At 53.9% G+C, this 13,813-nt stretch carries 10 protein-coding genes and 1 rRNA gene; 4 read left to right on the forward strand and 7 right to left on the reverse strand.

Going from position 1 to position 13,813, the window contains the following annotated elements; translation table 11 throughout:
• Positions 1-18: 18 nt before the first annotated feature.
• The 5 genes from phnE to SK50_RS04425 form a co-directional block, all read right to left on the reverse strand.
• The gene (phnE, locus tag SK50_RS04405) at positions 19-798 is read right to left on the reverse strand and encodes a phosphonate ABC transporter, permease protein PhnE (protein WP_023302942.1); all 780 of its coding nucleotides are present in this window, start codon (positions 796-798) and stop codon (positions 19-21) included.
• 147 nt (positions 799-945) lie between these two features.
• Positions 946-1,962, reverse strand: coding sequence for a phosphonate ABC transporter substrate-binding protein (gene phnD, locus SK50_RS04410; protein WP_032104778.1), 1,017 nt, complete (start codon positions 1,960-1,962; stop codon positions 946-948).
• Between the two features lie 23 nt (positions 1,963-1,985).
• On the reverse strand, positions 1,986-2,774 hold the full coding sequence (gene phnC / locus SK50_RS04415) for a phosphonate ABC transporter ATP-binding protein (protein ID WP_003860210.1): 789 nt from the start codon (positions 2,772-2,774) through the stop codon (positions 1,986-1,988).
• A gap of 136 nt (positions 2,775-2,910) precedes the next feature.
• The gene (gene yjdN / locus SK50_RS04420) at positions 2,911-3,348 is read right to left on the reverse strand and encodes a VOC family metalloprotein YjdN (protein ID WP_048229124.1); all 438 of its coding nucleotides are present in this window, start codon (positions 3,346-3,348) and stop codon (positions 2,911-2,913) included.
• Positions 3,349-3,428: 80 nt separating this feature from the next.
• On the reverse strand, positions 3,429-3,764 hold the full coding sequence (locus SK50_RS04425; RefSeq protein WP_003860206.1) for a zinc ribbon domain-containing protein YjdM: 336 nt from the start codon (positions 3,762-3,764) through the stop codon (positions 3,429-3,431).
• Between the two features lie 591 nt (positions 3,765-4,355).
• Here SK50_RS04425 and crfC point away from each other — a divergent pair.
• Together crfC and SK50_RS04435 are read left to right on the forward strand one after the other, a co-directional pair.
• A complete protein-coding gene (gene crfC / locus SK50_RS04430; RefSeq protein WP_015570228.1) occupies positions 4,356-6,710 on the forward strand; it encodes a clamp-binding protein CrfC in 2,355 nt (784 codons plus the stop codon).
• Positions 6,707-7,585: a diguanylate cyclase regulator RdcB family protein gene (locus SK50_RS04435; RefSeq protein ID WP_048229126.1), complete on the forward strand. Its 879-nt coding sequence runs from the start codon at positions 6,707-6,709 to the stop codon at positions 7,583-7,585. The genes crfC and SK50_RS04435 overlap by 4 nt, the downstream gene beginning before the upstream one ends.
• A 32-nt stretch (positions 7,586-7,617) precedes the next feature.
• Here the strand turns inward: SK50_RS04435 and kdgT are convergent, their stop codons facing one another.
• Positions 7,618-8,610, reverse strand: coding sequence for a 2-keto-3-deoxygluconate transporter (kdgT, locus tag SK50_RS04440; RefSeq protein WP_017382657.1), 993 nt, complete (start codon positions 8,608-8,610; stop codon positions 7,618-7,620).
• A 646-nt stretch (positions 8,611-9,256) separates the two neighbouring features.
• Between kdgT and proP the strand changes: the two genes are divergently transcribed.
• A complete protein-coding gene (gene proP / locus SK50_RS04445) occupies positions 9,257-10,759 on the forward strand; it encodes a glycine betaine/L-proline transporter ProP (RefSeq protein ID WP_015570231.1) in 1,503 nt (500 codons plus the stop codon).
• Between the two features lie 33 nt (positions 10,760-10,792).
• On the opposite strand, the gene SK50_RS04450 is transcribed toward proP, so the two are convergent.
• A complete protein-coding gene (locus tag SK50_RS04450) occupies positions 10,793-11,746 on the reverse strand; it encodes a nickel/cobalt transporter (protein ID WP_026094411.1) in 954 nt (317 codons plus the stop codon).
• 485 nt (positions 11,747-12,231) lie between these two features.
• Here SK50_RS04450 and SK50_RS04460 point away from each other — a divergent pair.
• Positions 12,232-13,773 (forward strand): 16S ribosomal RNA (locus SK50_RS04460).
• Positions 13,774-13,813 lie beyond the last annotated feature (40 nt).

Consider the following 13,813-nt stretch of genomic DNA (forward strand, 5'->3'; position numbering starts at 1 on the left):
AAATCAAAGCCTCGCTTCTCAGATGAAGTGCTTACGCAAACGTTGAGAGAGGAAATCCAGCAGGCTCACGGTGACGATGATGAGCACCATCAGGGCGCAGGTTTGCTGGAACTGGAAACCACGAATGGCTTCCCACAGGGTGACGCCAATGCCGCCTGCGCCCACCATGCCGACCACGGTGGCGGAGCGAACGTTGGACTCGAAGCGGTACAGGGAGTAGGAGATGAGCAGCGGCATCACCTGCGGCAGGACGCCGTACAGGATCTCTTCGATTTTGTTCGCTCCGGTTGCGCGGATGCCTTCCACCGGGCCGGGCTCGATGGCTTCAACCGCTTCGGAGAGCAGCTTGGAGAGCACGCCGGTGGTGTGGATGAACAGCGCCATCACGCCCGCGAACGGACCCAGGCCGACGGCGACCACGAACAGCATCGCAAAGACCATTTCGTTGATGGCGCGACAGGCGTCCATCAGGCGACGCATCGGCTGGTAAACCCACCACGGCACGATGTTTTCGGCGCTCATCAGGCCAAACGGAATGGAAAGGATCACGGCGAGGGCGGTGCCCCAGACGGCAATTTGCAGGGTGATCGCCATTTCACCGAGGTAGTCCTGCCACTGGCTGAAGTCCGGCGGGAAGAAGTCGGCGGCGAAGGTCGCCATGTTGCCCGAGTCTCTGAAGAGCAGCAGCGGATCCATCTCCGCGCCCTTCCAGGAGATAACGAGCACCGCCAGCAGAACGGCCCAGCTTATGAGCGAGAACCAGCTGCGCTTTGGCGGCGGGAGGGTGATGGTTTGCATGTTTTACTCCGTGGCTCTTTGTGTGCCGGATGGCGCTACGCTTATCCGGCCTACGATCTGTTCTCCCTCTCCCTGTGGGAGAGGGCCGGGGTGAGGGCATCAGCGTGCGTATTTCCCCCTCACCCTCAAGGGAGAGGGAGAAAAGCGTTACTGCACCGCTTTATTCACGCTGGTCATGGCGCCGAGCGCGGCGGTCAGGCGGTCGAGATCGTCCAGCTGCGCCTGAATTTCCGACACTTTGCTGGTCTTCTCTTCTTCCTTCAGACCCTTGTTGTCCTTCACGCCCTGCATCTGCTTGAACAGCGCCAGCTGGCGAATCGGCACCAGCTGCAAATCGCTGGACGCGCGGAACGGCGCCCAGCCCAGACGCGCCAGAACCGCTTTCTCTTCCGGCGTTTTGCCGTAGTTCATAAAGAAGTCGTAGACCTTGTCCTTGGTATTCTCAGAGAGGTTTTTGCGCCACACGATCGGGTCGCCCGGGATCAGCGGCGATTTCCAGATAACCTTGATTTCCTTCAGCTTGTCCGGCGCGGAGGTCTTCAGCTTGTCGAGGTTTTCAGTGTTGTTGGTGGCGACGTCAACCTGCTTATTCGCCACGGCCAGGGCGTTGGTTTCGTGGCTGGCGTTGACCGTGCGCTTAAAGTCGCTGGCGGAGACGTTGTTTTTCGCGAAGACGTAATAGCCAGGGACGAGGAAGCCGGAAGTGGAGTTCGGGTCGCCGTTACCAAAGGTCAGCTCTTTGCGTTTGGCGAGCATGTCGTTGAGATTGTTGATCGGGCTGTCTTTGTTAACGATCAGCACGCTCCAGTAGCCCGGGGAGCCGTCTGCCGCAACGGTCTGGGCGAAGACTTGGCCGTTCGCGCGATCTACCGCTTCCATAGCAGAGAGGTTGCCATACCAGGCGATGTCGACTTTGTTGAAGCGCATTCCCTGAATGATGCCCGCGTAGTCCGGGGCGAAGAAGGCGTTTACTTTGATCCCCAGTTTGGTTTCCATATCTTTCAGGAACGGTTCCCACTGCGGCTTCAGGTTTTGCTGTGATTCCGTTGAAATGATGCCAAAGTTCAGCGCTTTTTCCTGTTCCTCAGCGTAAGCAGGGCTTAGCAGGGTGCTGATGCTGAACATGCTGGTGAAGGCCAGCGCGGCAACGGCTTTGTAGTTCATGTCCATTCCTCGTTATGGGGACGTTAAGCAGCCTGCGCGCGCTCTTCGACGCGGTTTACGCTGCGGTAGAGATGATCGAAACGTTCGTTATCAAACTGGTGGCTTGCGCCATCGAAGAACACATGGCCCTGACGCAGGGCGACGATGCGCTCGCAGTAGCGCAGGGCGTAATCCACCTGATGCAGCGTCACCACCACGGTGATGCCGTCGTTCTGGTTGATGTCGCGCAGGGTTTCCATCACGATGCGGGCCGATTCCGGATCCAGCGAGGCGATAGGTTCATCGGCCAGAATGATTTTGGCTTTCTGCATCAGGGCGCGGGCGATGGCGACGCGCTGCTGCTGTCCGCCGGAGAGCGTGGAGACGCGCTGGTGGGCGAAATGCGCCATGCCGACGCGGGTCAGCGCCTGTAAGGCTTCTTGCTTCTGGGATGGGGAGAACCAGCGCAGGCAGGTGCGCCAGAACGGGGTGCTGCCGAGCGCGCCAATCAGCACGTTCTCGAGCACGGTCAGGCGGTTCACCAGGTTGAACTGCTGAAAGATATAGCCCGTCTGAGCGCGGCTTTTGCGAATATCGCTCGCCAGACGCCCCGCATGTTGCACGGTGTTCCCCAACAGTTCGACGCGGCTTTCCGGCGTTTTGTCACAGGTAATCAGGCCGCTCAAGTGACGAAGAAGGGTTGATTTACCTGAACCAGACGGCCCCAACAGCGCCACCATTTCGCCCTGCTGGACGGTCAGATCAACGGCATGCAGCGCCTTGTTGTGATGGAAGGTTTTGCTCAGTTTCTCGACGCGAATGACAGTTTGCATGTGCCGGGCCTCACGATAAATGTGGCCTCATGCTGGCGCATCAATATGACATTTGGGTTAAGTCTCGGTTGCGGGAATTTGAAGAGTTGAGGGGAGTTTGATGACAGGCGGAGGCAGACTGCCCACCGCCCGAAAATTAGTGCTGCTGCTTAACGACGTTAATCATCCACGGCACGCCGTATTTGTCGGTGACTTTCCCGAATCCGTGCGCCCAGAAAGTCTCCTGCCAGGCCATTTCGACATTGCCGCCATCAGAGAGGTTGTCGAACCAGCGTTTGCCTTCATCCACGTCCTGCGTGTCGAGCACCTGCGTAAATCCGGCGTACTGCGCGCTGCTGCCGGGTGGCAGACCATCGCTCATCATGATATCGCTGCCGGCAATGCGGACGTTAGAGTGGGCGATGGCGGTATCCGGGAAGTTCATGCCTGACGGACAGCCTTCTTCACTGTTTTCGTCTTTGGGCATTTCGCCGAAGGTGATTTTGTAGAGGAGCTCTGCGCCGACGGCCTGCTGATAGAAGGCCGTCGCCTCCGCACAGTTGCCGGCGAAAGAGATGTAGGGACTTAACGGCATAATCTTTACCTCACGTAAGAAAAGCCCGTTAAGTGTAGTTCCCGAACGCCCGGTAAGCGAAGCGTCACCGGGCGGGACAATCAGTTCTTTTTCACGAACTCAGATTTCAGTTTCATCGGACCGAAGCCGTCAATTTTGCAGTCGATATTATGATCGCCTTCAACCAGACGGATATTTTTGACTTTAGTGCCGATCTTCAGCATGGAGGAACTGCCTTTTACCTTCAGATCTTTCACAACGGTAACGCTGTCGCCGTCTGCCAGCAGGTTGCCGTTTGCGTCTTTCACGATCAGCGCATCGCTGTCCTGTGCAGGCTCCGCATCGTTCCATTCATGGGCGCATTCCGGGCAAACGAACATGCCATTGTCTTCATAGGTGTATTCAGAATTGCATTTCGGGCAGTGTGGAAGTTGCATGTTGGTATCCTCAAAAGTGTTAACACGCTGGAAAACGCCAGCTAAATGACGGCAGTGTGCCGAAAAAGGCAGCGAGTATAACGCAAATCCCCACTTTTGTCGGTGATATTGTTTTATAAAAATAGCGCATAAATGCGCAAGCGATGACACGAACTGTCAGTGAATTAAGGGAAGCTTAAGCCCTGAACGGCAGAGATCGTAATCATGCTAAATGTATCGAATATTTTATTACAGCAAATTGCTACGCTGTGCCATTTCGGATAAGGTGAAGGAACAAGCCGTTATTTATCTATCCTCTTCTGACGCCATACATCTTTTGGCGCCAGGGAATACCTCTCTTTTTTGGTGGGTAAATAACGATGATATATCCTGATGTTTCCTGAAAATGCGTTTTGTCTATTCACTTTTGGCTTTCTGGCCAGGGGATGTTTTACACGTATTACGAGGGTGGTTTTTAAATTCTCATTATCTTCAGTTAGTTGTATTAAATGAACATGTTTTCCATACGTGACCATATAAGCCTGAAAAGTATAATTAAAACATCGTGGCTTAATAAAAGTAATAAATTTGCGTTAAGGGAAGGCTTTTATCATGCACACACAGACCATATTTGAATTAAGCCAGGAAGCTGAACGATTGTTACAGCTCGCTCTGAACAATCTTGATTCATTAAAATCTATGCCGATTGCAAAGCTGGATAGCACAGCCGCTGCGATGAGCGGCGTTAATAACAACGTTTTGCCGTTACATTTTAGCGCACGGGGTGTCGACGCTCAGCAGGCGATGCTGAATAACGAATTACGCAAAATAACCCGCCTCGAAATGGTGCTGGCGATTGTGGGTACCATGAAAGCGGGAAAATCGACCACCATTAATGCGATTGTGGGCACGGAAGTGCTGCCGAACCGCAATCGTCCGATGACGGCACTTCCCACGCTGATCCGCCATACGCCGGGCCAGAAGGAGCCGGTGCTGCATTTTTTGCACGTTTCGCCCATCGATACCCTGATTACCCAGTTGCAGAAAAAACTGTGCGATAAAGATCGCGGCAAGCTGGCGCGGCGTCTGGAAATCGACAAGGACATGAATACGCTGCTGGAGCGCATAGAAAGAGGTGAGGCGTTTGAAAAACATCACCTGGGCGCGGAGCCCATCTTTCATTGTCTGAAAAGCCTGAACGATCTGGTGCGGCTGTCTCAGGCGCTGGGCGTGGAGTTTCCGTTCTCTGAGTATGCCGCGATAGAACATATTCCGGTGATTGAGGTGGAGTTTGTGCATCTCGCCGGTCTGGATGCGCACCTGGGGCAACTGACGCTGCTTGACACGCCGGGGCCGAACGAGGCCGGTCAGCCGCACCTGCAAAAAATGCTCAGCGAGCAGCTGGCGCGCGCCTCCGCCGTGCTGGCGGTGATGGACTATACACAGCTTAAATCTATTTCTGATGCGGAGGTTCGTCAGGCAATTTCGGCTGCCGGGAAATCCGTACCGCTTTACGCCCTGGTCAACAAATTCGATCAGAAAGATCGTAACAGCGACGATGAAGAGCAGGTGCGGGCGATGATTTCCGGCACGCTGATGAAAGGAAATATTTCTCCGGGGCAAATTTATCCGGTCTCTTCCATGTGGGCCTATCTGGCAAACCGCGCCCGCTATGAGATGAACGTTCATGGGCGCCTTCCCGATCATCAGGATCAGCGTTGGGTACAGGATTTTGCCGAGGCCGCGCTGGGCCGCCGCTGGCGAACGGCCGACCTGGACGATATTGACCATATTCGCCATGCGGCGGATCTGCTGTGGGAGGATTCGCTGTTCGAACAGCCCATCCGCAAACTGATTTACGCGGCTTACGCCAACGCCTCGCTGTTCGCTTTGCGGTCGGCATCGCATAAGCTGCTGAACTATGCGCAAAATGCCAGAGAATACCTGGATTTTCGCCATCAGGGACTGACGGTCGCTTTTGATGAGCTGGAGCTGAATATTGCGCGTCTGGAAGAGGATATGACGTTGCTGCGTCAGCGGCAGAGCGTGGTGAGCGATGAGGTCCAGCATGAAGTTGAAGAGGCGCTCAACACAACGGATGCATTCCTGCTTCGCCAGAAAGGTGAACTTCACCAGGCGCTGGGCGACATTTTTAGCCGCCCGTCTATTCTTGATTTAGCAGGGCGCGAGCCATCCAGTTTGCGTGCAGACGACGCGGATGCAATCCAGCAGCTGGTGCTTGACGATGAAGGGCAGGCGCAGATTGTCCTGAGCAAGATTCGATCGTCATGCGAGCAGATTATGCTGAATGCGCAGAGCAGAATTGGCCGGGAGCTGGCGTTACGCTTCGATCAGCTGGAGTCTACGCTTGCCCGATCGTTGAATGAGGCGATGCGCCCTATCGAGACGCGAATCAAGGAACAGCTCAGTCATGCCGGATTTCGGGCGCGGATTAGCTTCCCGGCGTTTCAGGCAAACCAGCTTAATTTCAATACGCGCGGCTTATTTAATGATGCCATTGTGCAGGACACCCCTCCCGCCAGTCAGCCAGCCGGGGCAGGCAGCGTACGTAATACCGTCTCGCGCTGGCTCAATAATCCCGGCTGGGGCTGGGAAGAGTATGTCGTGACGCGCACACGCTATGTCATCGACATCGTTCAGCTTCATGGCAAATTTACGCAACATATCGATCAGTTTTGCGATCAAATACGTAAAGCTTTGGCCGCGCAGGTCGATGTCTCTGTTACGGCAGGTATGGCAACGTTCTTTGCAGAGTTTTCGTTGTGCCTGACCGGGTTACAGGAAAGCTTGCGTGATAGCCTTGCCGTGCGGCAGCAGAATGAACATTCAACCCGGGCGCTTAGCCAGTTGTTGAAGCAAAGTATGACTACTGCGGCGTGGATTCAGGAAGATACCCGACTGTTACGCGATGATATTCAAACCTTATTCGCGGCAGAGCAACCATGACAACACAGCTACTGGACGGTCCCGGGCGGACGCTGGAGTGTATTCACCCAAAATTTATGGTCGATTTGCTCCAGGGGGCGGACGCTGCACGTCACTCCCTCCTGGGGCCACAGCAACTGCAATTTCGTGAGCGTTTGACGCAGGAGATCATTACGCAGACCCGGCTGCGGCCGTGGGCAATGGCGGGAATGCTCAACGAAAATGCAGCGCTGCGGCTGGGTCTGGCGGAGAAACTGGCCGGTATGCTCGACCCCGGACACCTTGCGCTGACCCGTATGTCCGACAGGCTGGTAGCCCTGCGCCAGCAGGTGAATCCACGCCTCCCTCAACCGCCCGGATTGTTGCAACAGTACGAAGAGCTCTCCTCACATTTCAACCAGCGTGCCGCCTATAAAGAGAAAGCGCTCGCGCAGCGCGGCCTTACGGTTCAGGCGGGTGAGCACAGTGAGCAAATTTTTACCCGCTGGCGAGCCGGGCAGTATGACGGCTGGTCGCTGGCTGGCCGCTGCTTTATCGTGCTGGAAGAGTTGCGCTGGGGGGCGTTTGGCGATGCCTGTCGTCTGGCGAATAGCGATGTGGCGGCCATGCTGAAAGATAATCTGCGCAGCATGGCCGCAAACTATCTGGCACAGGGAATTAATGCTTCTCCCACCACCCGGCATTTTTACCATCAGTGGCTGACGACGCCCGCTTCTCCCGGTCTGATTGATTATAAAGATATGCTGGGCTGGCTGGGGGACTGGTGTCAGGCGGATAAACATCCGGTGAGCTGGTCAGTGACGCAGAGCTGGCAAACGGTCGCGCTGGGAATGCCGAGACTCTGTTCGGCAAAACGGCTGGTGGATGGCATGGTGGAAGAGATATTTGGTACGTGATTGCCCCTCTTTTTAAGGAGGGGGCGAAAGGGTTAGTGGTGCATTTCTACCGCTTCAGGTTCTGTCCGGGACTCAGGCACATGCCCAAAGCGTCTGGCATACAGTGCCGTGATGACAGGGACCAGAATTGCCGTCACAATCACGCTGGCGGCAACCAGAGCCGTGGCGGAAGCGGCCACGGGTTCAAAGGCCGGGTTAATCTGGGCGATAATCACCGGGTTGGCTACCGCAGCGCCTGCGGCCGAAGAGGCGGCCACGCCCGCGGTTCCGTTGCCGCCTCCGATGACGCGGTCTGCAATAATCAGTGGAATACCCGTGATGACGATGACGGCAACACCCAGCACAATGCCCAGCAGGCCGGTTTCCAGAATCACGTTCAGGTTGATGGTATTGCCCAACGCGAAGCCGAAGAACGGGATCAGTACCGGGGTGGCTTTGCTGAAGAAATCACGCAGATCGTGATCGAGGTTGCCCAGCGCAAAACCAATCAGGAACGGCAGGATCGCCCCGACAAAATGGTGTGGTTCAAAAGAGGCAAGGCCGGCAGAACCCAGAATCAACATCGTCATCAGCGGACCCGACTCCAGGGACATCAGCACGAACGCGCCCGATTCTTCTTTGGTGCCATATTGATTCATCAGGCTGGCATAGAGACCGCCGTTGGTCATATCCATTGCTGAGACTATGGCCAGAACAGATAATCCGGCGAAGAAGCCGGTCTGAATTCCATTCTCCGGAATGAACATCGCACAGATCATCGCAACAACCCAGGCGACCGCAATTTTAGTAATGACCAGCGTCCCTGATTTACGTAATACCGTACCTGTTGCACGCAAGTTAATAGATGCGCCGATGCAAAAGAACCAGACTGCCAGAATCGGTACCGTTCCGGTAATCATACCTTTTGTAAAACCGCCAAAATAAGCACCGGTATTCGGGGCTAGCGTATTTAATATCGCGCCAAGTACCAGCGGGACCAGCATCATCCCGCCCGGGATGCGTTCTATTGTTGCTTTAATCTTCATCATTAACCCTCACATCTCGTCCGCATGGCTGGCGGAAAGCTCAAAAAATAGATCAACAAATTCAAACGATTGCCTTTTTTGGGACCAATCGATTCGTTATTTATGCTGTAGAGCGAAATTCAGGTGTTCAGCATTCCTTCATTTGAAAGCTGCTGGGATATCGTGTTCGGATTTATCATGCGATCTTTGGAATTGTGATTCAACGAAAATAAAACGCCGTTTTAGTTATCTTCGTCACATATTGAATGTAAACAGGATTGCCCACTGTTAATAATTGAATTTTGTGTAAATTTGCTGTGAAGAAATGTGCTTGCATTTTGTTTGGGGAAGAATAATAACGGGCGTTAAGATCTGTTTGATAAGGGGGTTTAGAATGACCTTATTTATCGTGAATTGACAAAAGCTGAAGGCAACTTACGAACAGGAAAAATATGTGTGAAGTTGATCACATATATAAACGCTGGTAGGGTAAAAAGGTCTTTAACTGCCCAGACAGGCGTCAACAGGTTCGGTTGTATTGAGGTAAAACGTCAATGTAAGTAAACCTGCTACGCTTGAATAAGGAGATTCGCATGGAGCGGGTCTCTGGTTCACAGCTTGCAAAATGCGCTGTGAAACGGACGGGGCTGAGTCTACGAGGAAAGCTATGCTTAGAAGGAAAAAAGTAAAACCCATCACGCTGCGCGATGTCACCATTATTGATGACGCGAAACTGCGCAAAGCGATTACAGCGGCCTCGCTCGGTAATGCGATGGAGTGGTTCGATTTTGGTGTTTACGGCTTTGTGGCCTATGCACTTGGTAAAGTGTTCTTCCCTGGTGCCGATCCCAGCTTGCAGATGATTGCTGCGCTGGGTACGTTCTCCGTTCCCTTCCTGATTCGTCCTCTCGGTGGCCTTTTCTTCGGCATGCTGGGTGATAAATATGGTCGCCAGAAGATCCTGGCTATTACCATTGTCATCATGTCGATAAGTACATTCTGTATCGGCCTTATTCCGTCGTATGCAACTATTGGTATATGGGCGCCGATTCTGCTGTTGATCTGTAAGATGGCGCAGGGCTTCTCCGTTGGTGGCGAATATACCGGCGCATCGATTTTTGTCGCTGAATATTCTCCGGACCGTAAACGTGGCTTTATGGGCAGCTGGCTGGACTTTGGTTCGATTGCCGGTTTTGTCATGGGCGCGGGGGTTGTGGTTCTGATCTCAACCGTAGTGGGTGAAGAGAACTTCCTTGACTGGGGCTGGCGTATTCCGTTCTTCCTGGCGCTGCCGCTGGGCATCATTGGGCTTTATCTGCGTCACGCCCTGGAAGAGACGCCTGCGTTCCAGCAGCACGTTGAAAAGCTGGAGCAGGGTGACCGTGAAGGGTTACAGGATGGCCCGAAAGTGTCGTTCAAGGAGATTGCGACCAAACACTGGCGCAGCCTGCTGACCTGTATTGGTCTGGTGATTTCCACCAACGTCACCTATTACATGCTGTTGACCTACATGCCGAGCTACCTGTCGCATAACCTGCACTACTCGGAAGACCACGGTGTGCTGATTATTATCGCCATCATGGTGGGTATGCTGTTTGTGCAGCCGATTATGGGTCTGCTGAGCGACCGCTTTGGCCGTAAGCCATTCATTATTCTCGGCAGCGTCGCCCTGTTCGCACTGGCAATCCCGGCCTTTATTCTGATTAACAGCAATGTGCTGGGGCTGATTTTCGCCGGTCTGCTGATGCTGGCGGTGATCCTCAACTGCTTCATCGGGGTGATGGCTTCTACGCTGCCGGCAATGTTCCCGACGCATATTCGCTACAGTGCGCTGGCGGCAGCCTTTAATATCTCCGTTCTGATTGCGGGCCTGACGCCGACGCTTGCTGCTTCACTGGTGGAGAGCACGCAGAACCTGATGATGCCTGCTTACTATCTGATGGTCATTGCGGTGATCGGCCTGATTACCGGTATTACCATGAAGGAGACGGCGAATCGTCCGTTGAAAGGGGCAACGCCTGCGGCGTCTGATATTCAGGAAGCGAAAGAGATCCTGCGTGAGCACTACGATAATGTAGAGCAGAAGATTGAAGATATTGACGCAGAGATTGAGGCGCTCCAGACAAAACGCTCTCGCCTTGTCGATCAGCATCCGCGAATTAACGAGTGATAAAAAAACCCGCCGCTGGCGGGTTTTCTTTTATTAGCATCCTGCGGCAATATAGTCGCCGCCGGCGCTGACGGGGATCACCGTAAGGAACAGGATCGTCGCGAACAGTATCAGAACAACCCCTCCGGCAATTTTGACCATCGGCATTACCCAGTTCAGGGACGTGCCGCCGCCAAACCAGGTTACTGTGCGTTCACGCGCGTAACGTACTGCCAGCGACAGCCCCATAATCGACAGCGCCGTGCCCAGCGACATTGTCATCACAGCAGCAATCCCCCAGCTAATAATACCGAGCGCATTCGAGAACATCAGGATCATAATTGCCCCGCTGCACGGGCGTGCGCCAATGGCCAGCACCACGCCCAGACGGGTTTTCCAGTCGCTTTTAGTCAGATCCACCCCTACGCCGTGACGGCCGCAGCCACAGCGTTCATTATGCTGGTGAAGCGGCTTGATGGCGCTAATCGCCATTTTGCGCGGACGCAGGCTGCTGAGCGCCTGATAAATGATAAACGCACCGAAGACGGCAATCAGCACGGCGCTGATTTTCTCGACGTACCAACGGCTGGTGCTGATATCTCCTGACGCGAGGTTCAATCCAACCGCCAGGATAAAGACAAAGACGATCGCGCTGACGCCCTGCATCATGCTACCGATAAACGGTACGACGCGCGCCGCGAGCTGGCTCTCTTTATTGGTGGTGAGATACGTGGTGACGATAAATTTGCCGTGCCCAGGTCCAACGGCATGGAGTACACCATAAAGAAACGCACCGGTTAACAACCATAGCCCACCGCTGTACTGATGATTATTAAGTTGCAGCAGATACATCACCAGATATCGGTGCAGGGTGATCTGGGTGGCGAGGCACCACTGAATAAAAGCATTCCAGTGCGTATGCAGTGCAAAACCTGCCATAAGTAACACCAGCACGGCGAGCCCGGCGGTTGGGATACGCCAGTCACGTTGAAGTCGTTGTGTCGTCATGAGGTTGGCCCGCGAGAGAAATATTTGCCGCTAGTATAGTGTTCAAATCGCTGGATCACACCGGGATCGTCAATAGATTGTGGATAAGTCTGTGTGTAAAAAGGTATAAGGCGGGGTTTTGCTGTGGAATGCAGCAGTCAGTCATTTTTCTGTCATTTAGCGGTTGCGGCCTGCGGAGAACTCCCTATAATGCGCCTCCATCGACACGGCGGATGTGAATCACTTCACAGATAACCCGGTCGGTTGAAGAGAAAAAATCCTGAAAATCAGGGTTGACTCTGAAAGAGGAAAGCGTAATATACGCCACCTCGCGACAGAGCGCTGAAGCGCGTCGCAACTGCTCTTTAACAATTTATCAGACAATCTGTGTGGGCACTCAAAGTGACATGGATTCTTAATGTCCTCGGACACTAAATGAATACCAAGTCTCAACGAGTGAACACGTAATTCATTACGAAGTTTAATTCATTGAGCATCAAACTTTTAAATTGAAGAGTTTGATCATGGCTCAGATTGAACGCTGGCGGCAGGCCTAACACATGCAAGTCGAACGGTAACAGGAAGCAGCTTGCTGCTTCGCTGACGAGTGGCGGACGGGTGAGTAATGTCTGGGAAACTGCCTGATGGAGGGGGATAACTACTGGAAACGGTAGCTAATACCGCATAATGTCGCAAGACCAAAGAGGGGGACCTTCGGGCCTCTTGCCATCGGATGTGCCCAGATGGGATTAGCTAGTAGGTGGGGTAACGGCTCACCTAGGCGACGATCCCTAGCTGGTCTGAGAGGATGACCAGCCACACTGGAACTGAGACACGGTCCAGACTCCTACGGGAGGCAGCAGTGGGGAATATTGCACAATGGGCGCAAGCCTGATGCAGCCATGCCGCGTGTATGAAGAAGGCCTTCGGGTTGTAAAGTACTTTCAGCGGGGAGGAAGGCGATAAGGTTAATAACCTTGTCGATTGACGTTACCCGCAGAAGAAGCACCGGCTAACTCCGTGCCAGCAGCCGCGGTAATACGGAGGGTGCAAGCGTTAATCGGAATTACTGGGCGTAAAGCGCACGCAGGCGGTCTGTCAAGTCGGATGTGAAATCCCCGGGCTCAACCTGGGAACTGCATTCGAAACTGGCAGGCTAGAGTCTTGTAGAGGGGGGTAGAATTCCAGGTGTAGCGGTGAAATGCGTAGAGATCTGGAGGAATACCGGTGGCGAAGGCGGCCCCCTGGACAAAGACTGACGCTCAGGTGCGAAAGCGTGGGGAGCAAACAGGATTAGATACCCTGGTAGTCCACGCCGTAAACGATGTCGACTTGGAGGTTGTGCCCTTGAGGCGTGGCTTCCGGAGCTAACGCGTTAAGTCGACCGCCTGGGGAGTACGGCCGCAAGGTTAAAACTCAAATGAATTGACGGGGGCCCGCACAAGCGGTGGAGCATGTGGTTTAATTCGATGCAACGCGAAGAACCTTACCTACTCTTGACATCCAGAGAACTTAGCAGAGATGCTTTGGTGCCTTCGGGAACTCTGAGACAGGTGCTGCATGGCTGTCGTCAGCTCGTGTTGTGAAATGTTGGGTTAAGTCCCGCAACGAGCGCAACCCTTATCCTTTGTTGCCAGCGGTTAGGCCGGGAACTCAAAGGAGACTGCCAGTGATAAACTGGAGGAAGGTGGGGATGACGTCAAGTCATCATGGCCCTTACGAGTAGGGCTACACACGTGCTACAATGGCGCATACAAAGAGAAGCGACCTCGCGAGAGCAAGCGGACCTCATAAAGTGCGTCGTAGTCCGGATTGGAGTCTGCAACTCGACTCCATGAAGTCGGAATCGCTAGTAATCGTGGATCAGAATGCCACGGTGAATACGTTCCCGGGCCTTGTACACACCGCCCGTCACACCATGGGAGTGGGTTGCAAAAGAAGTAGGTAGCTTAACCTTCGGGAGGGCGCTTACCACTTTGTGATTCATGACTGGGGTGAAGTCGTAACAAGGTAACCGTAGGGGAACCTGCGGTTGGATCACCTCCTTACCTTAAAGAACCTGCCTTTGCAGTGCTCACACAGATTGTC

The sequence above is a fragment of the Enterobacter sp. BWH64 genome (genome assembly GCF_001037645.1).
GTDB lineage: Bacteria > Pseudomonadota > Gammaproteobacteria > Enterobacterales > Enterobacteriaceae > Enterobacter > Enterobacter hormaechei_C.